Source organism: Streptomyces sp. P9-A4 (genome assembly GCF_036634195.1).
In the GTDB taxonomy this organism is placed as follows: Bacteria; Actinomycetota; Actinomycetes; order Streptomycetales; family Streptomycetaceae; genus Streptomyces.
The window spans coordinates 5362988-5388845 of sequence record NZ_JAZIFY010000001.1 but is presented as its reverse complement, the minus strand read 5'-3'; the positions used below and the strand labels follow the sequence as shown (position 1 = coordinate 5388845).

Genomic DNA, 25858 nt, shown 5'->3' with positions numbered 1-25858 from the left:
TGAACGTCCAAGAGAACGCGCCGGAAATCCAACCGCTTTCCGGCCACGCACGCCACCGCGTCACCGCACCCGCGGTGGAGCGTCAGGTCCCGCTGGGGATCACGCAGTGGCCGGGGCCGCTCGGGAGGATCCGCTTCTCGTCGTACAGGTCGGCCTGGGCGACGCGGGCCCCCTCGGCCGCCTGGCCCGCCTTCCACCGGCCCTCGGCGAAGAGGGGGTGGAGGTAGCCGTCCTTCGGCGCCGAGCAGTCGTGGTTGGCGACCTCGCTCGCGTAGCCGCCCAGGACGAGCTTCCCGCCCTTCGACGTGACCGTGAACTGCCGCCGTACGGCGATCCGCGCCACCTCGGGGACGCCGGGGACCACGTCATGGCCTTCCTCGGCCCGCACCAGCGGGTAGACGAAGGCGTAGTCGACATGCACCGCCGGCTCCCCCGCCGCCGAGACCTGGTAGGTCATCGTGCCCCGTACCCGGATGCCGCTCCCGGCCGGGTACGCCTCCTCGGGGTCGAAGCGGGTGACCAGGTCCTTCCGTACGGGGTCGTCGGCTCCGCGCGGATCGAGCAGGGCGAGCGCCGCCGTGGGCTCGGCGCCGGCCAGGGTGTCCGCCGAGAGGTTCGTCTCGACGAGCAGGGTCTTCACGTCCTCCAGCACGGCGGCGATGTCCTTCGCGGGCAGCCCGCCGGACGCCATGGGCACGGGGACGTAGATCGCGTCGGCCCCCTCCGCCCAGCCGGAAGCGGGCGAGTTCCGGAACGGCATGTCTTCCGTGTACGGCCATTCCAGAGGCCAGATCTCCTCGCGGAGGGTCTCCGCGCTGTACGGCTCGTACGCCGGCCGCTCCCCCGTCACATCGCTCAGCCAGAACCCGAACCCGCCGAGCAGCAGCACCCCGGCACCGGCCGCGAGCGCGATCTTCCGGCGCCGTGCCGTCCGGTCGCGCCGCAGCGCCTCCTCCAGTCCCTGATCGCTCGCCTGCGCGCGCAGCCCTGCGACGTAATCCGTGGGTTCCACCGACATGCCCTGTTCCCTCCCCCGCTCCGACAAGGCCGACGGAGCGGAGTGGAGCCTCTCACAAGGCGGTGCGGGCGAACTCGCACCATACGATCTTGCCCGGGTTCCGCTCCCCCACCCCCCAGCGGTCGGCCAGCGCCTCGACGAGGAGCAGCCCACGGCCGGACTCGTCGGCCGGTCCGCGCCGCACGGCCGGGGTGCCGTCGCCGCTGTCGTGGACCTCGACACGGAGGGGGCCGGGGCGCTCCAGGTAGAGGTGGAGGCGGTACCCCCGGCCGGGCGGGACGCCGTGCAGGAGGGCGTTGGTCGCGAGTTCGCTCACGCACACCAGCACGTCGTCCGTACGCGCGTCCAGTCCCCAGTCGGCGAGCGCCTTGCGGGCGAAGTCGCGGGCGAGGGGGACGGACCGGCGTTCGCGGCGGTAGAAGGCCTCGCGGTACAGGGGGAGTTGGTCGCTCATGGTGATCACGGTGGCGTCTCGCGCCCCACGCGCCCCAGGGCATCGAGCCGTACAAATTCTTTGTACGGGTCCGGAACGCGTCGAGTACGTACGGAGCGGGGAAGGCACCGCTCATGCAACGCGGTACGAACTCCAGGAAGAAGGTCCCGTCATGGGAAGTGGTCGGCGCCCTGGTGGCGCTCTACCGGAAGCACGCGGGGCTGACCCAGCCGCAGTTGGCCACGCAGGCGTGCGTGGCGCTGGAGACGCTGGGTTCGATCGAGCAGGGGCGCCGGGCGCTTCGGCTGGGGCTCGCGGGTGAGCTGGACGGCATCCTGAACACCGGCGGCGCGCTGGGGGTGGCGGTCGGGAAGGCGCCGAAGAAGGAGCGGTACCCGGCGTTCGTCCAGGAGTTCATCGAGCTGGAGGCACAGGCGCTCAGTCTCTGCTCGTACCAGAACGGGGTGGTCCCGGGTCTGCTCCAGACCGCGGAATACGCCCGCGCGGTCTTCGACTGCCTGTATCCGCCGATCACCGCGCAGGAAGCGGAGGACCGGATGCTCGACCGGCTCGACCGTCAGGGGATCTTCGAGCAGACGCCGTGGCCGCCGATGATGTCCTTCCTCCTGAACGAATCGATCCTGGAGCAGCCCATCGGCGGACGTGAAGTGCTTCGGGGGCAGATCCTCCATCTGCGCGAGATGGCAGAACTCCCCTTCCTCGCCCTCCAGATCATCCCGAAGTCGCGAACGAAGCACGCGGGACTCGCCGGGCCCATGGTGCTCGTGGAAACACCCGACCACGAGCACGTCGCCTACATCGAGGGGCAGCGGGTGAGCTTCCTCATCGACGACCCCGACGAGGTCGGCATCCTCCAGGCCAAGTATGGAATGCTGCGGTCACAGGCCCTGACGCCCGAGGACACCATGGGCCTGCTGGAACGTCTGGCAGGAGTGACATGAGCGCAGCAGCACTTTCGTGGTTCAAGTCCAGCTACAGCAGCGACGAGGGCGGCGACTGCCTCGAAGTCGCCTACGACTGGCGCAAGTCGAGCTACAGCGGCAGCGAGGGCGGCGACTGCGTCGAGGTGGCCGCCCACCCCGCCGCCGTCCACGTCCGGGACTCCAAGCTCGCCGACGGAAGCCCCGTGTTCACCGTCTCCCCCGCCGCCTGGAGCGAGTTCACATGCTGGAAGAGTCGCTGACCGCACTGGCCGCCGCCGGTGGCGGGGCCGTCGTCGCCGCCATGGCCACCGATGCCTGGCAGGCCACCCGGGACGGGGTCGTCCGGCTGTTCCGGGGGCGGGCGGAGGTCGAGGGGCGGCTTGAGGAGGACGCCGCGCTCGTCGCCGGGGCCGAGGACGCCGACGGGGCGCGGCAGGCGCTCGTGCCCGCCTGGGCGCTGCGGCTGAGCGCCCTTCTCGCCGAGCACCCGGAGTACGCCGACGAGCTGCGCGCCCTGATACGGGACGCCCCGCGCGGGCAGCACTCCGTGCAGCACAACACCGCCCACGACAACGGCCGCGTCATCGGCGTCCAGCACGGGAACGTCTTCTTCCACCAGGGTTCCGAGCCCCGTCCGGACGCGTGACCCGTGAGCGTCGAGCAGCACGTCACGGCGCACTCCGGGTACGCGTACGGCGTCATCGGCGCCGACATCCACGTCTACGGCGACGACTCGCCCGTCTATCTGCTGCAGAACTGGCGCCGGGCGCCCGCCACCGATCCGGAGTGGCTGCGGGAGTTACCGAGCCGGATGCTCAACTCCCGTTTCGAGGTCGTGCCGTTCACGGGCCGGGACGCCGAGCTGGCCGGGCTGCGCGCCTGGCGGGACGAGGGGCCCCGGCTCGCCGTCCGCTGGATGCACGCGCCCGGCGGGCAGGGCAAGACGCGCCTCGCCGCCCGGTTCGCCGACTCGACCCAGGACGAGGGCCGCTCGGCCGAGGCCCTGGCCGCAGCCGAGGAAGCCGTCTCGCTCCGCGAGCGGCTGTACGCCGAACACCCGGACCCGCACCGCGAGGATCTGGCCCAGACGCTCTCGAACCTGGGCATATGCCTGGAAGCGGCCGGCCGACGCTCCGAGGGCCGCGCCGCGACCCGGCGCGCCGTGGAGCTGTACCGCGCCGCGTGCGAAGCGAACCCCGCCGCGTACACCTTGGACCTGGCCCGGGTCCTCAACAACCTCGGCCGCTTCCTCGCGCTCGACGGGCGCTGGGAGGAGGCACTCGCGCGGGTCGTCGAGGGGATCGCCCTGGCGGAACGGTCCGCCGCCGACAACCCGCCCGCGTACGGGACGCTCCTCGGGCACCTGCGCCGCACCAGGGACGGCTGTCTGCGCATGCTGGACCGTCCGGCGGCGCGTTGACCCGGGCCGCTCCGGACGGGCAAGCTGAATGACCGTCACTCTTTGGCGCCTGGGGGGAACTTGAGCAACACGGAACATCACATCGGCCCCGACTCCACGCCCGACCGGTACCGGCTCCTGCGGTCCATCGGGCGGGGTGGCGAGGCCGTGCTCTATCTCGCGGAGATCGAGCTGGCCGGCGGCACCGAGCCGGTCGTCGTCAAGGTCCTCGACTCCAAGACGACGATCACGCCCGAGGTCTTCGAGCGGATCAGCCAGAAGTGGAACGAGCAGGCCGAGCTGCTGCGCTTCGTCCACCGGCCCGGTGTCGTCGGCGTGCGCGAGCACTTCCAGGGGCCGCCGATCCACCGGCCCGGCGAGTCCGGGACGATCACCGGCCGGGCCCTGGTGCTCGTCATGAACCACGTCGACGGACTCGACCTGCGCGACTGGCGGGCCGAACGCACCCTGACCACGCCCGGCGAGCGGCGCGAGGTCATGCGGACCCTGGCACAGCTCGCCGACGTCCTCGACTGGCTGCACTCCGGAAAGGCCACCCCGTCCGGGCGCATGGTCGTCCACGGCGACCTGTCGCCGGGCAACGTCATGGTCGACGAACACGGCCAGGCCACGCTCGTCGACTTCGGCCTGAGCAAGCTGACGGCGGACCACGAGACCGCCGAGGTGTGGTTCACCCCCGGCTACGCGGCCCCGGAGATCTTCGAGGGCAAGCGCACCCCGGGCACCGACCGCTACGCCTTCGGCGCCATCGCGTACTTCCTGCTCAGCGGCCAGTCCCCGCCCCCCGCCCCCGAACAGCTGGTGGGCGCGCTCGGCGCGCTGCCGCAGATCGCGGGGCTGCCGGAGGAGCAGCGGGAACGGGTGCTGAGCATCGCCGCGGCCGACGCGGACCGGCGCCCGCTCTCCCTGTCGGCCTGGGTGAAGGACGTACGGCACGGGGTGGTGTCCACGACGACCTCCCGGCCGGCGACGGTCGCGGACGCGGTACCGGCCGCGCCGCCGGTCGCGCCAGTGGTCGCACCGTCGGCCGCCCCGCCCGTCCCGCCGTCGGCCGCGCCGGAGAAGCCCGCGACGCCGCCACCGCCCGCGACACCACCGCCGGCCGCCGCGACCCCGCCGGTGGCCCAGCCGGTGACCCCGCCGGCGCCCTCTCCCGTGGCCCCGCAGCACATCGCGAGCGCGCGGCCCGCAGAAGCGCGGCCGACCGCCGAGCCGCCCACCGTCGCCACACCCGGCTTCGGACCGCCGGCGCCTCCCTCGGCGTCCTCCGGGGCCGCGACCACGGCTCCCCCGGCACCCGAGCCGCGCCGCCGCGGCAAGGCCCCGCTCATCGGGGCCGTGGCAGGGGTCCTGGTGGTCGCCGTCCTCGCGGTGATCGGCGTCCAGCTGCTCGGCGACAAGGACGACAAGGGCGGCAAGGGCGACGAGGGCAAGGGCGGCACGCCCTCCGCCACCGTCACCACGGAGCCCTCGGCCGAGCCCACCACCGAGGAGCCGACGACCGACGCGCCTTCCGACACGGCGACCGCCGACCCTGAGGAGTCGGCGAGCCCGACCGACGACCCCGGGACCGTGCCGGACGCGCCCACCGCCGACCTGACCACGCTCGCCTCCGTCAGCGAACCCGACAGGTTCAGCGTCGGCACCGCGAAGATCGACACCAAGGAGTACGGAGCCGCCCTCATCGGCGACTGCTACAACGGCGCCTACGTCGAGTACGACCTCAACCGCGAGTGGTCGTGGTTCGACTTCACCGCCGGCATCGACGACGGATCGAACATCGAGTCCGCCCGCGTCATCGTCTCCGTGGACGACCAGCCCGCCCTCTTCAACGAGACCGTCGACCTGGGCAAGCCGATCAAGAAGACGCTGAAGATCGAAGGGGCGCTGCGGCTGCGCCTCAAGGTCGAGGAGACCTGCACCGACGAGGGCAGCGGGGTCATCGCGGCCCCGGTCCTGCGCCGCTGACCGCCCGGCCGCAGAAGAGCGGCCCCGCACCGGAACTCCGGTGCGGGGCCGCTCTTCCGAGCCGTACGAGATCGGGATCAGCCCTCGCTGACGCCCAGCTTCTCCAGGATCAGGTCCTTGACCTTCGCCGCGTCGGCCTGACCGCGGGTGGCCTTCATGACCGCGCCGACCAGGGCGCCGACCGCCGCGACCTTGCCGCCGCGGATCTTGTCGGCGATCGCCGCGTTGCCCGCGATGGCCTCGTCGACGGCCGTGCCGAGCGCGCCGTCGTCGGAGACGACCTTCAGACCGCGCTTCTCGACGACCTCGTCCGGGGTGCCCTCGCCGGCGAGGACGCCCTCGATGACCTGACGGGCCAGCTTGTCGTTCAGGTCGCCGGCGGCGACCAGGGCGGAGACCCGGGCCACGTCCGCCGGCGTGATCGCCAGCTCCTCGAGGGAGACGCCCTGCTCGTTGGCGTTGCGGGCCAGCTCGCCCATCCACCACTTGCGGGCCGAGGTCGCGTCCGCGCCCGCCCCGATCGTGGCGACGATCGCGTCGACCGCGCCCGCGTTGAGGATGGACTGCATGTCCAGCTCGGACACACCCCACTCCTCGCGCAGCCGGTTGCGCCGCACCCGCGGCAGCTCGGGCAGCGTGCCGCGCAGCTCCTCGACCCAGGCACGGGCCGGGGCGACGGGGACCAGGTCGGGCTCCGGGAAGTACCGGTAGTCCTCGGCGTTGTCCTTGATGCGGCCGGAGGTGGTGGAGCCGTCGTCCTCGTGGAAGTGACGGGTCTCCTGCACGATCGTGCCGCCGGAGGACAGCACCGCGGCGTGCCGCTGGATCTCGAAACGCGCCGCCCGCTCCACCGAACGGAGCGAGTTGACGTTCTTCGTCTCCGAGCGGGTGCCGAACTTCTCGGTGCCGTGCGGGCGCAGCGACAGGTTCACGTCGCAGCGCATCTGGCCCTTGTCCATGCGCGCGTCGGAGACGTCGAGCGCGCGGATCAGCTCGCGCAGCTCGGCGACGTACGCCTTGGCGACCTCGGGGGCCCGCTCGCCCGCGCCCTCGATCGGCTTGGTGACGATCTCGATGAGCGGAATGCCGGCCCGGTTGTAGTCCAGCAGCGAGTGGGACGCGCCGTGGATACGGCCGGTGGCGCCGCCGACGTGCAGCGACTTGCCGGTGTCCTCCTCCATGTGGGCGCGCTCGATCTCCACGCGGAAGATCTCGCCGTCCTCCAGCTGGACGTCCAGGTAGCCGTTGAAGGCGATCGGCTCGTCGTACTGGGAGGTCTGGAAGTTCTTCGGCATGTCCGGATAGAAGTAGTTCTTCCGGGCGAAGCGGCACCACTCGGCGATCTCGCAGTGCAGCGCGAGGCCGATCTTGATGGCGGACTCGACGCCGATCGCGTTGACCACGGGCAGCGAGCCGGGCAGGCCGAGGCAGGTCGGGCACGTCTGCGAGTTCGGCTCCGCGCCCAGCTCGGTCGAGCAGCCGCAGAACATCTTCGTCTTGGTGCCGAGCTCGACATGGACCTCAAGGCCCATGACGGGGTCGTACTCGGCGAGCGCCGCTTCGTACGACAGCAGTTCAGTGACAGTCACGAGAATTCCCTCTGATGCCTTCGGCCTCAGCCGAACAGGACGTCGTCGTCACCGATGCGCTTCAGCTCGCGCACGAGGAGAGCGACGCCGGTGGCGATGGCGGCGGCGGAGACTACGGCGTCGAGCAGCTTGAGCGTGTCGTGCTCGCTGCGGGCCGAACGGGCTCGCTTGACGACGCCCAGCAGGCCGAACGCGGTGGTGCCGATGGACAGGTACGTGCCGGTCTTGGACTTCTTGAAGCCCTTGGCCTTCTGCAGTGCACTGGTACTCACAGCGACGGAGCCTCCTCGAGCAGCGGGTGCCCCCACCTTTCCACGAACGCGGCCTCGACGGCGGCGCCGACCTTGTACAGCCGGTCGTCCTTCATGGCGGGAGCGATGATCTGCAGACCGACCGGCAGACCGTCCTCGGGCGCCAGGCCGCAGGGCAGCGACATGGCGGCGTTGCCGGCCAGGTTGGTCGGGATGGTGCACAGGTCCGCGAGGTACATCGCCATCGGGTCGTCGGCGCGCTCGCCGATCGGGAAGGCGGTGGTGGGCGTCGTCGGGGAGACGATCACGTCCACCTCCTCGAAGGCCTTCTCGAACTCGCGGGTGATGAGGGTGCGGACCTTCTGCGCCGAGCCGTAGTACGCGTCGTAGTAGCCGGAGCTGAGCGCGTACGTACCGAGGATGACACGGCGCTTGACCTCGTCGCCGAAGCCGGCCTCACGGGTGAGGGCGGTGACGTCCTCGGCCGAACGGGTGCCGTCGTCGCCGACCCGCAGGCCGTAGCGCATGGCGTCGAAGCGGGCCAGGTTCGAGGAGCACTCGGACGGCGCGATCAGGTAGTACGCCGAGAGGGCCAGGTCGAAGGTCGGGCAGTCCAGCTCGACGATCTCGGCGCCCAGCGACTTGAGCAGCTCGACGGACTCGTCGAAGCGCTGCACGACACCGGCCTGGTAGCCCTCGCCGCGGAACTGCTTGACGACGCCGACGCGCATACCGGCCACCGAGCCGTTGCGGGCGGCCTCGACGACCGGCGGGACCGGGGCGTCGATGGAGGTCGAGTCGAGCGGGTCGTGCCCGGCGATCGCCTCGTGCAGGAGGGCCGCGTCCAGGACCGTACGGGCGCAGGGGCCGCCCTGGTCGAGCGAGGACGAGAAGGCCACCATGCCGTAGCGGGAGACGCCGCCGTAGGTCGGCTTGACGCCGACGGTGCCGGTGACGGCGGCGGGCTGGCGGATCGAGCCGCCGGTGTCCGTGCCGATGGCGAGGGGCGCCTCGTACGCGGCGAGGGCGGCGGACGAGCCACCGCCGGAGCCGCCGGGGATCCGGGTCAGGTCCCAGGGGTTGCCGGTCGGGCCGTACGCGCTGTTCTCCGTGGAGGAGCCCATCGCGAACTCGTCCATGTTGGTCTTGCCGAGGATGACGACGTCGGCGGCCTTGAGGTTCTTGACCAGCGTCGCGTCGTACGGCGGGATCCAGCCCTCGAGGATCTTCGAGCCCACGGTCGTCGGCATGCCGGCGGTGGTGAAGATGTCCTTGAGCGCGAGCGGCACACCGGCGAGCGGGCCGAGCTTCTCGCCCCGGGCGCGCTTCTCGTCGACGGCACGGGCCTGGGCGAGCGCGCCCTCACGGTCGACGTGCAGGAAGGCGTGCACCTTCTCGTCGACGGCCTCGATGCGGGCGAGGTGGGCCTCGGTGACCTCGACGGCGGTCAGTTCGCCGGCGGCGATCTTCCCGGCGATCTCGGCCGCGGTGAGCTTGATGATGTTGTCCGTCATGGCTGTTAGTCCTCCCCCAGGATCTGCGGCACCTTGAAACGCTGCTGCTCCTGGGCCGGGGCGCCGGAGAGCGCCTGCTCGGGGGTGAGCGACGGACGGACCTCGTCCGCGCGCATGACATTGGTCAGCGGCAGCGGGTGGGAGGTCGGCGGTACGTCTTGGTCGGCGACCTCGGAGACGCGGGCGACCGCGCCGATGATGTCGTCGAGCTGGCCGGCGAAGTGTTCGAGTTCTTCGCCCTTCAGCTCCAGACGCGCCAGCCGTGCGAGGTGGGCGACCTCCTCGCGCGTGATGCCAGGCATGCGGATCCTCACGGGGTGAGCTTGATGGTGTGGGCCCATCCTATGGGGCCGGTGACGCTGCCCGTGAAACGGTTTGCCCGGGGTCGGCGTCCCGGACCGGAACGCCCTACTGAACGACCTGGCCGGAGGGGTGGTCCAGCTCCATCTGGGCGGCGATGTCGGCGGGTCGGCGCCAGCCGTGCTCGCCCCGGGCGAGGAGCCACGCGGTGGCCTCGCCGGGCGGCATCGCGGCGGCGACCAGCCAGCCCTGGACGGCGTCGCAGCCCAGGTCGCGCAGGCGCTCCCAGGTCTCGTCGTCCTCGACGCCCTCGGCGACGACGAGCAGCCCGAGGGAGTGGGCGAGGTCGACGGTGCAGCGGACGATCTCGGCGTCCTCGGTGTCGACGGCGAGCCGGGCGACGAAGGAGCGGTCGATCTTGAGTTCGCTGACGGGCAGCCGGCGCAGATGGACGAGGGAGGAGTAGCCGGTGCCGAAGTCGTCGAGGGACATCTTGACGCCGTGGCCGGTGAGGCCGTTGAGCGTGTCGGCGGCCCGCTGGGGGTCCTCCAGGAGCACGTGTTCCGTTATCTCCAGCTGGAGCGCGCCGGCCGGGACGCCGTGGCGGGCGAGCCTCGCGGCGACGGCGCCGGCGAAGCCGGGGGTGTGGACGTCGCGCGGTGAGACGTTGACGGCGACCGGGACGTCGAGGCCCTGGGCGCGCCAGCGGGCGACCTGGGCGAGGGCGGTCTCCAGGACGTATTCGGTGAGGTGGGGCATCAGGCCGGAGGACTCGGCGATGGCGATGAACTCGTCCGGCGGGACCTTGCCGCGCTCGGGGTGGACCCAGCGCACCAGTGCTTCGAGGCCGGCGACCTGGCCGTCGAAGCGGACCTTGGGCTGGTAGTGGAGTTCGACATCGCCGGCGTCGAGGGCGCGGCGGAGGTCGCCGAGGAGGCCGAGCCGGTCGGGGGTGTTGGAGTCGCGCTTGGACTCGTAGACCTCGACGCCGGTGCGGTCCCGCTTGGCCTGGTACATGGCGACGTCGGCGCGGCGCAGCAGGCCTTCGGCGTCGAGGGCGTGGTCGGGGAAGACGGCGACGCCGGCGCTGGCCTCCAGGACGAGGGTGAGTCCGTCCAGGTCGAGCGGGGAGGACAGTTCGGCGACGAGGTGGCGGGCGACCCGCTGGGCGCTGGTGGTGGAGTCGGCGGTGGGCAGCAGGACGGCGAACTCGTCGCCGCCGAGCCGGGCGGCCTCGGCGCCGCGGGGCAGCGCGAGGCGGAGCCGGTCGGCGATCTGGAGGAGCAGCCGGTCGCCCGCGAGGTGGCCGAGGGTGTCGTTGACGGACCGGAAGCGGTCGAGGTCGATCAGGACGAGGGCGGCGCGGGCGCCCTCGCCCTCGGCCTCCTCCAGGGCGGTCCAGGCCCGCTCCAGGAGCCACTGGCGGTTGGGGAGCCCGGTCAGCGGGTCGCGCAGCTGTTCCTCGGCGCGGGCGCGGGCGATCCAGAGGGTGGAGTCGAGGGCGATGAGGGGGACGGCGAAGAGCGGCAGCAGGACCGGCCGGGTGGCGGCGACCACGCAGAGCAGCGGGGCGATGCCGAGCAGGGCGACGGCGACGAGGCCCTGCCGGAGGAGGGCGGTGCGGGCGACGGTGGGCAGCCCGCGGCCCTGGGGGGCCAGCGTGTACCACAGGAGGAGCCGGGTGACCACGAGGTAGGCGCCGGCGGCGAGGACGATTTCCGGGAGGTCCCCGATCGTCCAGTCGAGGGGGTGCCAGGGCTGTTCGACGCTGGGTACGTCGCCGAAGAGGGCGAGCAGGAGGGCGGCGGCGGCGACCCCGAGGACGTCGGCGGCGGCGTGCAGCAGGCCCTGGCGCCAGCGGTGCCGGCGGGCGGCGCCGACGAGGCTGACGACGGTCAGCGAGACCAGCCCGGCGGGCACCCAGCCGTACAGCAGGAGGACGGCGAGGGTGAGGGCGGCGCCGGAGCCGGTGCCGCCCCACCAGCGGTCGCGGCCGAGCGCGACCAGGTGTCCGACGATGAGTCCGGTGAGGACGGCGAAGGACCAGCCGGTGACCCCGCCGGGGAAGAGTCCGTGGCCGGTGCTCAGGGCTCGCTGAAGCCCGGCGACGAGCACGACGGCGGCGATGCCCACCACGGCTGCGGACAGCCGGGAGGTGAAGCCCAGGGGTGCCACGAGGCCCTGCGGCCGTGGCACTCGGGCGGCGCTCTCGGTCGGTTCCATTCCCGTCCCTCTCACAGGCGGCGGTGCCGTCGGTGTGCGATGGGCCGCGGCGAGGCGGCCGTCCGTCGTCCGGCCGTCCGTCGGCGGAGCAGAGCCCTCGCGCGGTCGTGCAGGACCAGACGCACAGTCACCACACTAGGCCGCCGAGGGCTCCGACGGGCAGCGCTCCCCCTCTCTTGCCCGAATGAGACCTGGCCACCCGTAACGATCTGGTATGCGCCGAACGGGTGACCCTCGTGGGGGTCCGGGCGGGGGTGCCGCGCGCTACTCGGCGACGGGTACCGCGGCCTCCCGAGCGGCCTCGGGCCCTTGTTCGAGCAGGATCGTGAAGCCGTCCTCGTTCAGAACCGGAACCTTCAACTGCATCGCCTTGTCGTACTTCGAACCGGGGTTTTCACCGACGACCACGAAGGCGGTCTTCTTCGAAACGGAACCGGTCACCTTCGCTCCGAGGCTCTGGAGGGACTCTTTTGCGCCATCCCTGGTGAACTTCTCCAGAGTGCCGGTCACCACGACCGTGAGCCCCTCCAGCGGACGGGGTCCCACGTCCTCCCCGGCGCCCTCGTCCTCCAGGGTGACCCCGGCCGCGCGCCACTTGCGCACGATCTCTCGGTGCCACTCCTCGGCGAACCACTGCTTCACCGCCGCCGCGATGATCCCGCCGACGCCGTCGACGGCCGCCAGCTCCTCCTCGCTCGCCTGCTCGATCCGCTCCAGGGAGCGGAACTCACGGGCCAGCGCCTCGGCCGCGACCGGCCCCACGTGCCGGATGGAGAGCCCGTTGATGAAGCGGGCCAGCGGGCGGGTCCTCGCCGCCGCGATGTTCTCCAGCATGGACAGCGCGTTCTTCTTCGGCTCGCCCTTCTGGTTGGCGAAGACCGTGACGATCTTCTCCTCGCCGGTCTTCGCGTCCCGCTTGGGCAGCCCGCTGTCCGGGTCGAGGACGTACGCCTTGATCGGCAGCAGCTGCTCGATGGTCAGGTCGAAGAGGTCGCCCTCGTCCACGAGCGGCGGCACGGCCGGCTCCAGCGGGCGGGTCAGCGCCGCGGCGGCGACCGCGCCGAAGTTCTCGATGTCCAGGCACTGGCGGCCGGCCAGGAAGAAGAGCCGCTCCCGCAGCTGCGCCGGGCAGGTCCGGGCGTTCGGGCAGCGGAGGTCGATGTCGCCCTCCTTCATCGCCTTCAGCGGCGTCCCGCACTCCGGGCACTCGGCGGGCATCACGAACTCCCGCTCGGTGCCGTCCCGCAGGTCCGCGACCGGCCCTAGGATCTCGGGGATCACATCGCCGGCCTTGCGCAGCACGACCGTGTCGCCGATCAGCACGCCCTTGGCCTTGACCACCTCCTGGTTGTGGAGGGTGGCGAACTCGACCTCGGAGCCGGCGACCGTGACCGGCTCCACCTGCGCGTACGGGGTGACGCGCCCGGTGCGGCCGACGCCGACCTTGATGTCGATCAGCCTGGTGTTGACCTCCTCCGGCGCGTACTTCCAGGCGATGGCCCAGCGCGGGGCGCGCGCGGTGGAGCCCAGCCGGCCCTGGAGGGGGATCTCGTCGAGCTTGACGACGACTCCGTCGATCTCGTGCTCGACGGAGTGGCGGTTCTCCCCGAAGTACGCGATGAACTCCCGTACGCCGTCGAGCGAGTCGACCACCCGGTTGTGCCGGGCGGTGGGGAGGCCCCACTCGTGCAGCAGCTCGTAGGCGTGGGAGAGACAGTCGATGTCGAAGCCCTCGCGGGCGCCGATGCCGTGGACGACCATGTGGAGCGGGCGGGAGGCGGTGACCTTGGGGTCCTTCTGGCGGAGCGAACCCGCCGCCGCGTTCCGCGGATTGGCGAAGGGCTTGTCACCGGCCTCCACCAGGCGGGCGTTGAGCCCCTCGAAGGCCTCCATCGGGAAGTAGACCTCGCCCCGGATCTCCACCAGGTCCGGGATCCGGTCCCCGTGGAGCCGCTCCGGGATGTCGGTGATCGTCCGGACGTTGGGCGTGATGTCCTCGCCGGTGCGGCCGTCGCCCCGGGTGGCGGCCCGGGTCAGCCGCCCGTGCTCGTACGTGAGGTTGACGGCGAGGCCGTCGACCTTGAGCTCGCACAGGTAGTGGAAGTCGGGCGTGCCGACGTCCCGCGCGACCCGCTCGGCCCAGACGGCCAGTTCCTCGTCGTCGAAGGCGTTGTCGAGGGAGAGCATCCGCTCGCGGTGCTCGACGGAGGTGAACTCGGTCTCGTACTGCCCCGCGACCTTCTGCGTCGGCGAGTCCGGTGTGCGCAGCTCCGGGTACTCCTCCTCCAGCGCTTCCAGCGCGCGCAGGAGCTTGTCGAAGTCGCCGTCGCTGATGACCGGCTGGTCCTTCACGTAGTACCGGAAGCGGTGCTCCTCGACCCGCTCGGCCAGGTCGGCGTGCTTCTCCCGTGCCTCGGCGGGCAGAGCCCCCTGTTCGACTGCCACCTTCGTCCGTCCTCCCGTGCCTCGAAACCCGGTCACTCTGGGTTGTCCGCGAGCGATCTCGCCGCCCGGACACAGTGGGCGAGCGCCGCGCGGGCGTAGGCGGGCGAAGCGCCCGCCAGTCCGCACGTGGGCGTGACGACCACGGACTCCGCGAGAGTCCCCGGATTCAGCCCCAGCCTGCGCCACAGCGTCCTGACACCCATGACGCTACCGCCCGGGTCGGACAATGCCGTGTCGGTGGAGGGCACCACACCGGCGAACAGCCTGGTGCCGGCCTCCACCGCCTCGCCGATCGACTCCTCGTCACGTTCGGTGAGCAGCCCGAAGTCGAACGAGACCCCGGCGACTCCGGCCCGCCGGAGCAGCGCGAAGGGCACGTCGGGGGCGCAGGAGTGGACGACCACGGGTCCGTCGTGGACCGCGATCACCTCGCGCAGGGCGCTCTCCACGACCTGCCGGTCCACGGCCCGGTAGGTGCGGTAGCCGCTGGCGGTACGGACGTGGCCGCGCAGCACGGCGGTGAGCGAGGGCTCGTCGAGCTGGAGCACGGGGCTCGCGCCCGGGATGCGCTTGCGCAGCTCGGCGAGGTGGGTGTGCAGCCCCTCGGCCAGCGAGCCGACCAGGTCGCGGCAGGCGCCGGCGTCCCCGAGGGCCGCCTCGCCGCCGCGCAGCTCCAGGGCGGCGGCGAGCGTCCAGGGGCCCACCGCCTGCACCTTGAGCGGGCCCTGGTAGCCCTGGGTGAACTCCTCCAGGGCGTCCAGGTCCTCGCCCATCCAGGAACGGGCCCGCCTGGTGTCGCGGCCGGGCCGGTCGCTGATCCGCCAGCCGCTCGGCTCCACGTGCGCGTAGAAGTCGACGAGCATGCCGATGGTGCGGCCGATCATGTCGGCGCCGGGGCCGCGGGCGGGCAGTTCGGCCAGGAACGGGAAGTCCTCGAAGGACCCGGTGACGGTCCTCGCGGCCTCGCGGGCGTCTCCGCCGGGCAGGGACCCGACGCCGGTGGCGGGGCCGAACGCCACGCGGTCGTCTTCAGCCTTCGTCTCGCTCATGTCTACCGCCCCGGACGGACGGTGAGGTCGTTGATCTCCGCGTCGCGCGGGAGGTCGATCGCGGTGAGGATCGCGGTGGCGACCGACTCGGGGTCGATCCACTTCGACGCGTCGTACTCCTTGCCCTCCTGCTGGTGCACCTTCGCCTGCATGGGGCTCGCGGTGCGGCCCGGGTAGACCGAGGTCACCCGTACGCCGTTCGCGTGCTCCTCGTGGCGCAGGGCGTCCGCGAGGGCCTTGAGGCCGTGCTTGGAGGCGGCGTACGCGCCCCACTCGGCGTGCGCGCTGAGCCCGGCGCCGGAGTTCACGAAGAGGACGTGCCCCTGGGAGACCCGCAGCTGGGGCAGCAGGTGCCGGGTGAGTTCGGCGGGGGCGATCAGGTTGACGTTGAGCTGGTGGTGCCAGGTCTTGGGGGTGAGGTCGCCGATCGGGCCGAGGTCGACGACGCCCGCGATGTGCAGCAGGCTGTCCACCCGCTCGGGCATGCCCTGGTGCGAGAACGCCCAGGAGAGCCGGTCGGGGTCGGCGAGGTCCCCGACGAGCGTCCGGGACCCGGGGAACCGTCCGGCGAGCTCCTTGGCGCGGCCCGCGTCGCGCGCGTGCAGCACGAGCTCGTCCCCGCGCGCGTGGAGGCGGCGAGCGACGGCCGCGCCGATGCCGGAACCGGCTCCGGTGATCACATGTGTAGCCATGGTCACCATGCTCGCATCAGCGGGAGGCGATGCTCGCCTCCAGGTACGCGAGGGCCGTCGGGGCGTCGTCGACGAAGGTCGCCAGGTCGGCGAGGGGGAGCGGGAGGAAGCCCTCCTCCTCCATGCGGTGGAACTGGGTCATCAGGCCGTCGTAGAAGCCCGCGGTGTTGAGCAGGACCACCGGCTTGGTGTGCTTGCCGTGCTTCTTCAGCTCCAGGATCTCGGTGGCCTCGTCGAGGGTGCCGGTTCCGCCGACCATGACCACGATCGCGTCGGACTTGGCGAGGAGGAGGGCCTTGCGCTCGGCCAGGTCCTTGGCGACGACCATCTGGTCGGCGTGCGGGCGGGCCTTGTGGGCGAGGAAGTCGACGGAGACGCCGACGAGCCGGCCGCCGGCCTCTTCGACGCCGTCCGCGACGACCTTCATCAGGCCGGTGTCGGAGCCGCCCCAGACCAGGGTGTGACCGGCCTTTCCGAGGAGGCGGGCGAACTCGCGGGCGGGGGCCGTGTAGCGCTCGTCGAGGTCGGCCGCGGAGAGGAAGACGCAGATGTTCATGACCCCACCGTAGGCCCTGACCAGCGGCTTCCGCCCGATCCGAAGTTTTCTCGGGAAATCCCGGCCCGGGGCGATGAGTTCCGGTGACGGCTCCGGTCTCACCTGCCATGGATGAGGTGAGCGGCACGCCGAGCGGGTTCCGGGGACGGGTCACGTCACGCGACGGGACGTCGATCGCGTACGAGAGGTACGGGGAGGGGCCGCCGGTCGTCCTGGTGAGCGGCGCCCTGGGCACGGCCGCGGGCGAGCGGGCGCTCGCCGGGCTGCTGGCCCGGCGGTTCTCGGTGGTGGCCTACGACCGGAGGGGGCGCGGCGGGAGCGGCGACACCGGGCCGTACGCGGTGGAGCGGGAGATCGAGGACCTGGCCGCGGTGGTCGGGGAGAGCGGTTCCGGTACGGCCCTGCACGGGACGGGCACGGGCGGCACGCTCGCGTTGGCCGCTGTCGCCGCCGGCCTTTCGGCGGGACCCGTCTCGGTCTACGAACCGTCCTGTCCGGCGGAGGCCGCGGCGCGGTGGCGGCGGGTGGCCGCGCTGCTCGCCCGGGGGCGGCGGGCGGCGGCGCTCGATCTCTTCCTGGCGGATTCGGCGGTACCGGCGGAACTGCGGCCGGGGGTCGCGGACCTGGCGCACACCCTCGCGTACGACTTCGCGGTCCTCGGCGAAGGGACGGCGGCGGAGCGGCACCTCGACCGGGTTCACGCGCGCGTGCTGGTGATCGACGGGGGCGCGAGCCCGGCGGGGACCCGCGCCGCGGCCCGCGCGCTGACGGCGGCCCTCCCCCGGGCCCGGCACCGCACCCTGACGGGCCAGACGCACGAGGTGGCCCCGCATGTGCTGGCCCCGGTCCTGGAGGAGTTCCTGACGGAGGACCGGGAGCCGGTGGGAGTGGGGGTGGGGTAGTCCTCCCCCGCTGCCGCGAGCACCCGGGGGGGTTACGCCGGCGCCGCAGCCGGCGTCTCTTCCGTCTCCGCCGACGCCGTACGCCGTACCGTCGTCGCGATCGTGGCCGAGCCCACCACGCGCGTGCCGTCGTACAGCACGATCGCCTGGCCGGGGGCCACACCGCGGACCGGCTCGTCGAAGGTGACCGTGAGCGCGCCGTCCGCCAGGAGGGCCGTCACCTCGGTCTCGCCGCCGTGGGCGCGGAGCTGGGCCGTGTAGCGGCCCTCGCCCGCCGGGGCGGTGCCGCACCAGCGGGGCTTGATCGCGGTCAGGCCCGTGACGTCCAGGGCCTCGACGGGGCCGACCGTCACCGTGTTGTTCACCGGCGAGATGTCGAGGACGTAGCGCGGCTTGCCGTCCGCCGCCGGGTGGCCGATCCGCAGACCCTTGCGCTGGCCGATCGTGAAGCCGTACGCACCCTCGTGGGTGCCGACCTTCGCGCCCGCCTCGTCGACGATGTCGCCCTCCGCCCTGCCCAGGCGCGAGGCGAGGAAGCCCTGGGTGTCGCCGTCGGCGATGAAGCAGATGTCGTGGCTGTCGGGCTTCTTCGCGACCGCGAGCCCGCGCCGCTCGGCCTCCGCCCGGATCTCGTCCTTGGTGGTGAGCGTGTCGCCCAGCGGGAACATCGCGTGCGCGAGCTGCTTCTCGTCGAGCACGCCGAGCACGTACGACTGGTCCTTGGCCATGTCGGAGGCCCGGTGCAGCTCGCGGGTGCCGTCCTCGTTCAGGACGACCGTGGCGTAGTGGCCGGTGCAGACCGCGTCGAAGCCGAGGGCGAGCGCCTTGTCGAGCAGCGCCGCGAACTTGATCTTCTCGTTGCAGCGCAGGCACGGGTTGGGCGTACGGCCGGCCTCGTACTCCGCGACGAAGTCGTCGACGACGTCCTCGCGGAACCGCTCGGCGAGGTCCCACACGTAGAACGGGATGCCGATCACATCGGCCGCCCGGCGCGCGTCGCGCGAGTCCTCGATCGTGCAGCAGCCACGCGCGCCCGTACGGAAGGACTGCGGGTTCGCGGAGAGGGCGAGGTGCACACCGGTGACGTCGTGGCCGGCTTCGGCGGCACGGGCGGCGGCGACGGCCGAGTCCACTCCGCCTGACATGGCGGCAAGTACCCGGAGGGGGCGGGTGAGGGGGCGCGGGGGCGGAGTCTGAGTCATAGCCCTACCAGGGTACGGGGCCGCGGGAACCGCGGTCGCGGTAGTAAGCGTTCTCGGTGGCATGGGGAGCAAGGGGAACGGTGGGGACAGGCGGGTGGGGCGGCGTGCGGTGCTGCTCGGCGGCGGGGTCGCCGTGCTGGGCACGGCCGCGCTGGCCAGGGAGGAGCTGGCGCGCGCGTGGTGGCGGCTGCCCGGCATGGAGAAGAAGCGGGCCGAGGGCGAGCTCGACCACAAGGGCGCCGAGTGGACCTCGGCGGCGCGGGCGAACTGGCGGCGGGCCGACCGGCCGGACGACTACCGGATCGACCGGGTCGTGATCCATGTCGTCCAGGGCAGCTACGCGAGCGCGCTGAGGGTCTTCAAGGACCCCGGGCACGGGGCCGCGGCGCACTACGTCGTCCGGAAGGACGGGCACGTGGCGCAGATGATCAGGGAGCTCGACGTCGCCTTCCACGCCGGGAACCGCGACATGAACGAGCGGAGCGTCGGCATCGAGCACGAGGGCTTCGTCGACCGGCCGCAGGACTTCACGGCGGCGATGTACGCGGGGTCGGCGCGGCTGACGGCCGACATATGCGCGCGGCACGGGATACCCGTCGACCGGGAGCACATCATCGGCCATGTGGAGGTCGAGGGGACGGACCACACCGACCCGGGGCCGCACTGGGACTGGGACCGCTATCTGGGGCTGGTGCGGGGGGCGTCGAAGACGCGGGCGTGAGGGGCGGGACCGGGGCCGGGCTCTGGTTCAGGGCCGGGGTCCGGGTCCGGTCGGGGGTCCGGGTCCGGTCGGGGGTCCGGGTCCGGTCGGGGGTCCGGGTCCGGGTCCGCACGTGAGGGTCTGCCGGGCCCGCTCGAACTCAGGTCCCGCGGGCCTCGTCCCTCGCGCAGGTCCGCAGGCCTCGTCCCTCGCGTCAGCTCAGGCCCGCGGTCCTCGCCCGTTCCACGGCCGGGCCGATCGCCTCGGCCACCGCCGCCACGTCCTCCTTCGTCGAGGTGTGGCCGAGCGAGAAGCGCAGGGTGCCCCGGGCCAGGTCCGGATCCGTGCCCGTCGCCAGCAGGACATGGCTGGGCTGGGCGATGCCGGCGGTGCAGGCGGAGCCGGTGGAGCAGGCGATGCCGGCCGCGTCGAGCAGCAGGAGCAGGGAGTCGCCCTCGCAGCCGGGGAAGGTGAAGTGGGCGTTGGCCGGGAGCCGGCCGGCCGGGTCGCCGCCGAGGATCGCGTCGGGGACGAGCGTACGGACGGCGGTCACCAGCTCGTCGCGCAGTGCGCCGACCTCGCGGGCGAACTCCTCGCGCCGTTCGGCGGCGAGCCGGGCTGCGACGGCGAAGGCGGCGACGGCCGGTACGTCCAGGGTGCCGGAGCGCACATGCCGCTCCTGGCCGCCGCCGTGCAGCACGGGTACGGGGGTGTGCTCGCGGCCCAGGATCAGGGCGCCGATGCCGTAGGGGCCGCCGATCTTGTGGCCGGACACGGTCATCGCGGCGAGGCCGGAGGCCGCGAAGTCGACCTCCACCTGACCGACGGCCTGGACGGCGTCGGCGTGCAGCGGGACGCCGAACTCCGCGGCGACGTCGGCGAGCCCGCGGACCGGCATGATCGTGCCGATCTCGTTGTTCGCCCACATGACGGTGGCGAGCGCGACGGACTCCGGGTCCCGGGCGATGGCCTCGCGCAGGGCCTCGGGGTGGACCCGGCCGTGCCGGTCCACCGGCAGGTACTCGACCTCGGCGCCCTCGTGGGTGGCGAGCCAGTCGACGGCGTCGAGCACGGCGTGGTGCTCGACCGGGCTGGCCAGGACGCGGGTGCGGCGGGGGTCGGCGTCGCGGCGGGCCCAGTAGAGGCCCTTCACGGCGAGGTTGTCGGCCTCGGTGCCGCCGGAGGTGAAGACGACCTCGCTCGGCCGCGCGCCGAGGGCGGCGGCGAGGGTCTCGCGCCCCTCCTCGACGGTCCGCCGGGCCCGCCGTCCGGCGGCGTGCAGGGAGGAGGCGTTGCCCGTGACGGCGAGGTGGGCGGTCATCGCCTCGATCGCCTCGGGCAGCATCGGCGTGGTCGCGGCGTGGTCGAGGTAAGCCATGGTGGATCGATTCTACGAGTCCGCGCCGCCGGCCCCGGAGGGTGGCCGGATCGGACCGTGCCCCGCCCGGTGCGAAGGGGCGGGGCGGACCCTCGGTCCGTCAGCCGCGCGGTGCGCGCGCCAGCTGGCGGGACTGGGCCACCAGGCGGTTCGCGCTGTCCCAGACCTCCGCGTCCTCCTCCAGGAAGCCGCCGGCCAGGTTGCGGGTCGTGATCGAGACCCGCAGCGGGCCGGGGGCCGGGCGGCAGCGGACGTGGGTCGTGAGCTCGACCGTCGGCGTCCAGCCCTTGAGGCCCAGTTCGAACGAGGTCGGGGGCAGTGCGTCGACGGTCAGGAGCAGCGAGAGCGCGTCCGGCTCCCGGCCGTCCGCGAGGCCGAACCACGCCCGCATCTCGCCCTTGCCCGACGGCGCGCCGACCGCCCAGCCGACGCAGGAGGGGTCCAGCCGGATGTCGAGCCGCTCCGTGATCGCCGAGGAGCCGGGGATCTGCGGCGTCGGGCCGTCCGAGGCGCCGAAGCAGTTCTCGATGGCGGCCATCGCCGGCGGGGTCGCGGTGGTGCGGACGTCGTCGGGGAGCGCGTCCAGGTCGCCGTACGAGGCGAGCACCCGGATCCGCTCGACCTCGGTGCCGTCCTCGGCGTACTGGAAGAGGGAGGCCTGTCCCGTGGACAGGGTCCGGCCGGTGCGGACGGTCTCCGTCCTGATCACGGCCGGGCCGGGCACGGACGGCGTCAGGTAGTGCGCCGAGATCGTGAACGGGTCCGGGTGCGGGAGGTGGTCGCCGAGCGCGCGGCCGAGGAGAGCGAGGAGGTAGCCGCCGTTGACCGCGGCGATGATCGTCCAGCCGGCGGAGAGGTCCGCGTCGTAGAGGCCGGGTTCGCGGCGGGTGACGGCGGTGTCGCGGTCGAACTCGCTCGTCGCGGCGGCCGGCGCGTCCGTCGCCGCGTTCGTCCCCGTGGGGCTCGTCTCGGTGCTCGTGCTCATGGTTTCGACGGTACCCCAGAGGGCTACTGAGCGGTAGCTTTTTCTGGCTGCTCGCGCGCGGTGGAGCGCCGGTTCCAGGCGCGGGGCGCCCGCCAGTGGTAGCGCAGCGCGAGCAGCCGCAGCACGAAGGCGGTGACGACGGCGGCGCCGCTGGTGAACGCGTTCAGGGCGTCGAACCGGATGCAGAGGACGACCATCGAGGCTCCGACGATGGCCGGGACGGCGTACAGGTCGCGGTCCCAGCGCAGCAGCGACGGCACCTCGTTGGCGAGCACGTCCCGCAGGACACCGCCCCCGACGGCCGTCGCGAGGCCGAGTGCGGCGGAGGACGTCAGGCCGAGCCCGTAGTCGTACGCCTTCGTCGTACCGGTGACGCAGAACAGGCCCAGACCGGCCGCGTCGAAGACGTTGACGGCGGTCTGGGTGCGCTCGACCTCCGGGTGCAGGAAGAAGACGAGCACCGCCGCGATCAGGGGCATGAGGAAGTAGCCCAGGTCCGTGAAGGCGGCGGGGGGTACGGCGCCGATGACCAGGTCGCGGAAGAGACCGCCGCCGAGGGCCGTGACCTCGGCGAGGACGGCGATGCCGAAGACGTCGAAGTTCTTCCGGACGGCGAGGAGGGCGCCGGAGATGGCGAAGACGAAGATGCCGACGAGATCGAGGGCGTGTTGGACGGAGGGGGTGAACAGGTCGTGGAGCACCGCCCAATTGTGCCGGTTGTTCCCGCGGGGGCTCCCCCGGGTCGGGGGCTCCGCCCCCGTGGCCCCCGGGTGGGTGGCGTGCGCGGGGCCGGCGGACGGGGCCGGGTGGCGGGTGGCGGGGCCGGGTGGAGTCCCCCACCCCGCCCCTTCCCGAGACCCTGACGGGACCGGGGGCGCCGCCCCCGAACCCCCGGGCGCGCGAAGGCCCCTGGTGCCTCGCGGCACCAGGGGCCTTCCCTGCGTCACGCCTTCGGCGCGTCGGCCTCGGGCTCCGGCGTCTCCGCCTCGGGCTCCGGTTCCTCGGGCTCCGGCGTCTCCGCCTCGGCCTCCGACTCCTCCGGCTCCCGCGTCTCCGCCTCGGCCACCGACTCCTCGGCCTCCGGCGTCTCCGCCTCGGGCTCCGGTTCCGGCTTCGGTTCCGGGGACTTCGTGATCTCCACCGACTGCCTCGCCCCCGGGATCGTCAGGGACTCCGCGTTCTCCGGGTGGTGGCATGCCACTCGCTGGCCCGGGCGGAGTTCCACCAGCGGGGGTTCCTGGGTCCGGCAGACCTCCGTCGCCTTCCAGCAGCGGGTGTGGAAGCGGCAGCCCGGCGGCGGGGCGATCGGGGACGGGACGTCGCCGGTGAGGAGGATGCGGTCGCTCTTCGCTCCCCGGCGGCGCGGGTCCGGGATCGGGACCGCGGACATCAGGGCCCGGGTGTACGGGTGCATCGGGTTCTCGTAGAGCGACTTGCGGTCCGCGAGTTCCACGACCTTGCCGAGGTACATCACCGCGATGCGGTCTGAGACGTGCCGGATGACCGACAGGTCGTGCGCGATGATCACGTACGTCAGGCCCAGCTCCTGCTGGAGGTCGTCCAGGAGGTTCACCACCTGCGCCTGGATGGAGACGTCCAGGGCCGACACCGGCTCGTCCGCCACGACCAGCTTCGGCTTCAGGGCCAGCGCGCGGGCGATGCCGATGCGCTGGCGCTGGCCGCCGGAGAACTCGTGCGGGTAGCGGTTGTAGTGCTCCGGGTTCAGGCCGACCAGGCCCAGCAGGCGCTGGACCTCCTTCTTCACGCCGCCCTCGGGCTCGACGCCCTGGAGCTTGAAGGGCGCCGAGACGATCGTGCCGACCGTGTGGCGCGGGTTCAGCGAGCCGTACGGGTCCTGGAAGATCATCTGGATGTCCCGGCGGAACGGGCGCATGCCCGAGATGCCGAGGTGGGAGATGTCCTTGCCCTGGAACTCGACCGTGCCGTCGGTCGGTTCGAGCAGCCGGGTGATGAGCCGGCCCATCGTGGACTTGCCGCAGCCGGACTCGCCGACGACGCCGAGGGTCTCACCGGGGAAGACCTCGAAGTCGATCCCGTCGACCGCCTTGACCGCGCCGGTCTGGCGCTGGAGAAGCCCCTTCTTGATGGGGAAGTGCTTCTTCAGGCCGGTGACCTTGAGCAGAGGTTCCATGTTGTCGCTCACAGTTTCGGCGCAATCTCTTCGGTCCAGATGCGGGTCCGCTCCTCCTGCGGCATGTGGCACGCCGAGAAGTGGCGGTCCCCGGCCGGCTCCAGCTCCGGCCGCACGGTGCGCGTGACGCCGCCCTTGGGGACGTCCGCGTACGGACAGCGGGGGTTGAAGGCGCAGCCGCTCGGGATGTTGATGAGGCTGGGCGGGTTGCCCTTGACCGGGATGAGCCGCTCGGTCTGGTCGCGGTCGATCCTCGGCATCGAGCCGAGCAGGCCCCAGGTGTAGGGGTGCTGGGGCTCGTAGAAGACGGATTCGGCCGGTCCGCGCTCGACGCAGCGCCCGCCGTACATCACGAGGATGTCGTCGGCGAGCTCGGCGACGACGCCGAGGTCGTGGGTGATGATGACGACCGCGGAGCCGAACTCCTTCTGGAGGTCCCGCATCAGGTCGAGGATCTGGGCCTGCACCGTCACGTCGAGCGCGGTGGTCGGCTCGTCGGCGATGAGCAGCGCGGGGTTGTTGACGAGCGCCATGGCGATCATCGCGCGCTGGCGCATGCCGCCGGAGAACTCGTGCGGGTAGTTGTCGAACCGCTTGGCGGGCTCGGGGATGCCGACCCGGTCGAGGAGTTCGACGGCCCGCCTGCGCGCCGTCTTCTTGTCCACGGTGTGGTGGACGCGGTACGCCTCCACGATCTGGTGGCCGACCGTGTAGTACGGGTGCATCGCGGACAGCGGGTCCTGGAAGATCATGGCCATGTCGCGGCCGCGCATCCTGCGGACCTCTTCGGGGTCCGCCGTGAGCAGCTCGCGCCCGTTCAGCCAGATCTCGCCGGAGATCCTCGCCTTCTGCCGGCCGTACTGGCCGACGGTGTGCAGGCCCATGATGCCGAGCGAGGTGACCGACTTGCCGGAGCCGGACTCGCCCACGATGCCGAGGGTCTTGCCCTTCTCCAGCTGGAAGCTGAGGCCGTCGACCGACTTGACCAGACCGTCGTCGGTCGGGAAGTGGATCTTGAGGTCGCGTACGTCGAGGAAGGCTTCGGAGGGCGCGGACCCGGTGGCGACGGGTTCTCCGACCGCCGCACCGGTCTTCGTCAGCTTGTCCGTCATGCGAGCCTCACTCGGGGGTCGATCACCGCGTACAGAAGGTCCACGACGAGGTTGGCGACGACGACGCAGGCCGCGGTGATGAGGGTGACGGCCAGGATCAGCGGCAGGTCGCGCTCGCTCACGCCCTTGATGGCGAGGCCGCCGAGGCCGTGGAGGCTGAACGCGGTCTCGGTCAGGATCGCGCCGCCGATGAGGGCGCCGAGGTCCATGCCGAAGATGGTCAGGATGGGGGTCATGGTGGAGCGCATGGCGTGCTTGCCGAGCACGACCGACTCCGGGAGGCCCTTGGCCCGTGCGGTGCGGATGTAGTCCTCGCCGAGGACTTCCAGCATGGTGGCGCGGGTGAGTCGCGCGTACATCGCCGCGTACAGGAAGGCGAGGGTCACCCAGGGAAGCAGCAGCCCGCCGAACCAGCCGCCGAAGGACTCGGTGATCGGTACGTACGAGGCGTTGAGCCAGCCCAGCTGGGTACGGAAGACCAGCATCGCCAGCATGGCGGTGAAGAAGATGGGCAGCGAGACACCGGCGAGTGCGGTGATCATGGCCGCGCGGTCGATGATCGTGCCCCGCTTGAGCGCGGAGACGACACCCGTGGAGACGCCCAGGACGAGCCACAGCGCCGCGGCGCCGATGACCATCGAGAGGGTGACCGGGAAGGCGTCGACCAGCATCGACGACACGTCCTGCTCGGTGCGGAACGAGTAGCCGAAGCAGGGCGCCGCGCAGTGGATCGTGTCACCGCCGCCGGTGTAGTCACGACCGACGAAGATGCCGGAGACGAAGTGCCAGAACTGCACCAGGATCGGCTCGTCCAGACCCAGCTTCTGCCGGATGGCCTCGATGGAAGCCGGATCCGCCTGCTTGCCGACGAACATCGCGGCAGGGTCGCTGCCGGTCATCTTGGGGATGAGGAAGAAGATGCTGAGCGTCACCAGGGTGACGACGAGCAGCATCACGACGACTGCGAAGAGCCGTCGGACTATGTATGCAAGCATGCGGTCGGCCGGCCGGCGGCCGGGGGACCC

General features: G+C 72.3%; 25 protein-coding genes. 7 read left to right on the top strand and 18 right to left on the bottom strand.

The genetic code is table 11. From position 1 onward, the window contains the following. Positions 1-82: 82 nt before the first annotated feature. Together V4Y03_RS24405 and V4Y03_RS24400 are read right to left on the bottom strand one after the other, a co-directional pair. Positions 83-1018 carry a hypothetical protein gene (locus V4Y03_RS24405; RefSeq protein WP_332436297.1) on the bottom strand — a complete coding sequence of 312 codons (936 nt, stop codon included), beginning with the start codon at positions 1016-1018 and terminating at the stop codon, positions 83-85. Between the two features lie 52 nt (positions 1019-1070). Then, the gene (locus V4Y03_RS24400; protein WP_443079821.1) at positions 1071-1472 is read right to left on the bottom strand and encodes an ATP-binding protein; all 402 of its coding nucleotides are present in this window, start codon (positions 1470-1472) and stop codon (positions 1071-1073) included. Between the two features lie 113 nt (positions 1473-1585). Here V4Y03_RS24400 and V4Y03_RS24395 point away from each other — a divergent pair, with 113 nt between their 5' ends. Genes V4Y03_RS24395 through V4Y03_RS24375 form a run of 5 tightly spaced genes read left to right on the top strand, consistent with a single transcriptional unit; the run spans position 1586 to position 5783 of the window. Then, complete coding sequence (locus V4Y03_RS24395) at positions 1586-2413, top strand: helix-turn-helix domain-containing protein (protein WP_332436296.1); 828 nt, start codon at positions 1586-1588, stop codon at positions 2411-2413. After that, entirely contained in the window at positions 2410-2655 is a 246-nt protein-coding gene (locus V4Y03_RS24390; protein WP_332436295.1) for a DUF397 domain-containing protein, read from the top strand. Before V4Y03_RS24395 ends, V4Y03_RS24390 begins: the two co-directional genes overlap by 4 nt. Continuing rightward, positions 2637-3041, top strand: coding sequence for a hypothetical protein (locus tag V4Y03_RS24385; RefSeq protein WP_332436294.1), 405 nt, complete (start codon positions 2637-2639; stop codon positions 3039-3041). Before V4Y03_RS24390 ends, V4Y03_RS24385 begins: the two co-directional genes overlap by 19 nt. A gap of 3 nt (positions 3042-3044) precedes the next feature. Further along, positions 3045-3815, top strand: coding sequence for a tetratricopeptide repeat protein (locus V4Y03_RS24380; RefSeq protein WP_332436293.1), 771 nt, complete (start codon positions 3045-3047; stop codon positions 3813-3815). A 60-nt stretch (positions 3816-3875) separates the two neighbouring features. Further along, positions 3876-5783: a protein kinase domain-containing protein gene (locus V4Y03_RS24375; RefSeq protein WP_332436292.1), complete on the top strand. Its 1908-nt coding sequence runs from the start codon at positions 3876-3878 to the stop codon at positions 5781-5783. A 77-nt stretch (positions 5784-5860) separates the two neighbouring features. On the opposite strand, the gene gatB is transcribed toward V4Y03_RS24375, so the two are convergent. From gatB to V4Y03_RS24330, 9 genes are all read right to left on the bottom strand, one after another. Then, the gene (gatB, locus tag V4Y03_RS24370) at positions 5861-7372 is read right to left on the bottom strand and encodes an Asp-tRNA(Asn)/Glu-tRNA(Gln) amidotransferase subunit GatB (RefSeq protein WP_317874552.1); all 1512 of its coding nucleotides are present in this window, start codon (positions 7370-7372) and stop codon (positions 5861-5863) included. A gap of 26 nt (positions 7373-7398) precedes the next feature. After that, a complete protein-coding gene (locus V4Y03_RS24365; RefSeq protein WP_317874551.1) occupies positions 7399-7644 on the bottom strand; it encodes a hypothetical protein in 246 nt (81 codons plus the stop codon). Continuing rightward, the gene (gene gatA, locus V4Y03_RS24360) at positions 7641-9137 is read right to left on the bottom strand and encodes an Asp-tRNA(Asn)/Glu-tRNA(Gln) amidotransferase subunit GatA (RefSeq protein ID WP_317874550.1); all 1497 of its coding nucleotides are present in this window, start codon (positions 9135-9137) and stop codon (positions 7641-7643) included. The genes V4Y03_RS24365 and gatA overlap by 4 nt, the downstream gene beginning before the upstream one ends. A gap of 5 nt (positions 9138-9142) precedes the next feature. Beyond that, positions 9143-9439, bottom strand: coding sequence for an Asp-tRNA(Asn)/Glu-tRNA(Gln) amidotransferase subunit GatC (gatC, locus tag V4Y03_RS24355; protein ID WP_014153935.1), 297 nt, complete (start codon positions 9437-9439; stop codon positions 9143-9145). Between the two features lie 106 nt (positions 9440-9545). Then, positions 9546-11660, bottom strand: a complete 2115-nt coding sequence (locus tag V4Y03_RS24350) for a putative bifunctional diguanylate cyclase/phosphodiesterase (RefSeq protein ID WP_332436291.1) — start codon at positions 11658-11660, stop codon at positions 9546-9548. A 264-nt stretch (positions 11661-11924) separates the two neighbouring features. Next, the gene (ligA, locus tag V4Y03_RS24345) at positions 11925-14105 is read right to left on the bottom strand and encodes an NAD-dependent DNA ligase LigA (protein ID WP_332436290.1); all 2181 of its coding nucleotides are present in this window, start codon (positions 14103-14105) and stop codon (positions 11925-11927) included. Positions 14106-14137: 32 nt separating this feature from the next. Next, positions 14138-15154, bottom strand: coding sequence for a methionine synthase (locus tag V4Y03_RS24340; RefSeq protein ID WP_317874547.1), 1017 nt, complete (start codon positions 15152-15154; stop codon positions 14138-14140). A 2-nt stretch (positions 15155-15156) separates the two neighbouring features. Continuing rightward, a complete protein-coding gene (locus V4Y03_RS24335; protein ID WP_317874546.1) occupies positions 15157-15855 on the bottom strand; it encodes an SDR family oxidoreductase in 699 nt (232 codons plus the stop codon). Between the two features lie 7 nt (positions 15856-15862). Beyond that, on the bottom strand, positions 15863-16402 hold the full coding sequence (locus V4Y03_RS24330) for a TIGR00730 family Rossman fold protein (protein ID WP_332436289.1): 540 nt from the start codon (positions 16400-16402) through the stop codon (positions 15863-15865). 107 nt (positions 16403-16509) lie between these two features. Here V4Y03_RS24330 and V4Y03_RS24325 point away from each other — a divergent pair, with 107 nt between their 5' ends. Next, positions 16510-17304: an alpha/beta fold hydrolase gene (locus tag V4Y03_RS24325; protein WP_332436288.1), complete on the top strand. Its 795-nt coding sequence runs from the start codon at positions 16510-16512 to the stop codon at positions 17302-17304. 32 nt (positions 17305-17336) lie between these two features. Here V4Y03_RS24325 and mnmA read toward each other — a convergent pair whose 3' ends face one another. After that, entirely contained in the window at positions 17337-18506 is a 1170-nt protein-coding gene (gene mnmA / locus V4Y03_RS24320; protein ID WP_332436287.1) for a tRNA 2-thiouridine(34) synthase MnmA, read from the bottom strand. Between the two features lie 61 nt (positions 18507-18567). Here mnmA and V4Y03_RS24315 point away from each other — a divergent pair, with 61 nt between their 5' ends. After that, positions 18568-19227, top strand: coding sequence for an N-acetylmuramoyl-L-alanine amidase (locus tag V4Y03_RS24315; protein WP_317878189.1), 660 nt, complete (start codon positions 18568-18570; stop codon positions 19225-19227). Positions 19228-19420: 193 nt separating this feature from the next. Here the strand turns inward: V4Y03_RS24315 and V4Y03_RS24310 are convergent, their stop codons facing one another. From V4Y03_RS24310 to V4Y03_RS24285, 6 genes are all read right to left on the bottom strand, one after another. Continuing rightward, on the bottom strand, positions 19421-20584 hold the full coding sequence (locus tag V4Y03_RS24310; RefSeq protein ID WP_332436286.1) for a cysteine desulfurase family protein: 1164 nt from the start codon (positions 20582-20584) through the stop codon (positions 19421-19423). Positions 20585-20684: 100 nt separating this feature from the next. Continuing rightward, positions 20685-21569: a thioesterase family protein gene (locus V4Y03_RS24305; RefSeq protein ID WP_317878191.1), complete on the bottom strand. Its 885-nt coding sequence runs from the start codon at positions 21567-21569 to the stop codon at positions 20685-20687. A gap of 23 nt (positions 21570-21592) precedes the next feature. After that, the gene (locus tag V4Y03_RS24300; protein WP_317878192.1) at positions 21593-22270 is read right to left on the bottom strand and encodes a trimeric intracellular cation channel family protein; all 678 of its coding nucleotides are present in this window, start codon (positions 22268-22270) and stop codon (positions 21593-21595) included. A 242-nt stretch (positions 22271-22512) separates the two neighbouring features. Further along, positions 22513-23721 carry an ABC transporter ATP-binding protein gene (locus V4Y03_RS24295; RefSeq protein ID WP_332436285.1) on the bottom strand — a complete coding sequence of 403 codons (1209 nt, stop codon included), beginning with the start codon at positions 23719-23721 and terminating at the stop codon, positions 22513-22515. An 8-nt stretch (positions 23722-23729) separates the two neighbouring features. Continuing rightward, the gene (locus V4Y03_RS24290) at positions 23730-24833 is read right to left on the bottom strand and encodes an ABC transporter ATP-binding protein (protein WP_317877357.1); all 1104 of its coding nucleotides are present in this window, start codon (positions 24831-24833) and stop codon (positions 23730-23732) included. Continuing rightward, a complete protein-coding gene (locus tag V4Y03_RS24285; RefSeq protein WP_317877356.1) occupies positions 24830-25828 on the bottom strand; it encodes an ABC transporter permease in 999 nt (332 codons plus the stop codon). The genes V4Y03_RS24290 and V4Y03_RS24285 overlap by 4 nt, the downstream gene beginning before the upstream one ends. Positions 25829-25858: the final 30 nt, after the last annotated feature.

Bases quoted from the DNA above. Each gene is read 5' to 3' on its own strand.
- V4Y03_RS24315 (WP_317878189.1), top strand. From the start codon at position 18,568: ATGGGGAGCAAGGGGAACGGTGGGGACAGGCGGGTGGGGCGGCGTGCG.
- gatA (WP_317874550.1), bottom strand. From the start codon at position 9,137: ATGACGGACAACATCATCAAGCTCACCGCGGCCGAGATCGCCGGGAAG.
- V4Y03_RS24335 (WP_317874546.1), bottom strand. From the start codon at position 15,855: ATGGTGACCATGGCTACACATGTGATCACCGGAGCCGGTTCCGGCATC.
- V4Y03_RS24350 (WP_332436291.1), bottom strand. From the start codon at position 11,660: ATGGAACCGACCGAGAGCGCCGCCCGAGTGCCACGGCCGCAGGGCCTC.
- V4Y03_RS24330 (WP_332436289.1), bottom strand. From the start codon at position 16,402: ATGAACATCTGCGTCTTCCTCTCCGCGGCCGACCTCGACGAGCGCTAC.
- gatC (WP_014153935.1), bottom strand. From the start codon at position 9,439: ATGCCTGGCATCACGCGCGAGGAGGTCGCCCACCTCGCACGGCTGGCG.
- V4Y03_RS24385 (WP_332436294.1), top strand. From the start codon at position 2,637: ATGCTGGAAGAGTCGCTGACCGCACTGGCCGCCGCCGGTGGCGGGGCC.
- V4Y03_RS24395 (WP_332436296.1), top strand. From the start codon at position 1,586: ATGCAACGCGGTACGAACTCCAGGAAGAAGGTCCCGTCATGGGAAGTG.
- V4Y03_RS24310 (WP_332436286.1), bottom strand. From the start codon at position 20,584: ATGGCTTACCTCGACCACGCCGCGACCACGCCGATGCTGCCCGAGGCG.
- V4Y03_RS24285 (WP_317877356.1), bottom strand. From the start codon at position 25,828: ATGCTTGCATACATAGTCCGACGGCTCTTCGCAGTCGTCGTGATGCTG.
- V4Y03_RS24340 (WP_317874547.1), bottom strand. From the start codon at position 15,154: ATGAGCGAGACGAAGGCTGAAGACGACCGCGTGGCGTTCGGCCCCGCC.
- V4Y03_RS24305 (WP_317878191.1), bottom strand. From the start codon at position 21,569: ATGAGCACGAGCACCGAGACGAGCCCCACGGGGACGAACGCGGCGACG.
- V4Y03_RS24390 (WP_332436295.1), top strand. From the start codon at position 2,410: ATGAGCGCAGCAGCACTTTCGTGGTTCAAGTCCAGCTACAGCAGCGAC.
- V4Y03_RS24325 (WP_332436288.1), top strand. From the start codon at position 16,510: ATGGATGAGGTGAGCGGCACGCCGAGCGGGTTCCGGGGACGGGTCACG.
- V4Y03_RS24400 (WP_443079821.1), bottom strand. From the start codon at position 1,472: ATGAGCGACCAACTCCCCCTGTACCGCGAGGCCTTCTACCGCCGCGAA.
- mnmA (WP_332436287.1), bottom strand. From the start codon at position 18,506: ATGACTCAGACTCCGCCCCCGCGCCCCCTCACCCGCCCCCTCCGGGTA.
- V4Y03_RS24295 (WP_332436285.1), bottom strand. From the start codon at position 23,721: ATGGAACCTCTGCTCAAGGTCACCGGCCTGAAGAAGCACTTCCCCATC.
- V4Y03_RS24405 (WP_332436297.1), bottom strand. From the start codon at position 1,018: ATGTCGGTGGAACCCACGGATTACGTCGCAGGGCTGCGCGCGCAGGCG.
- V4Y03_RS24290 (WP_317877357.1), bottom strand. From the start codon at position 24,833: ATGACGGACAAGCTGACGAAGACCGGTGCGGCGGTCGGAGAACCCGTC.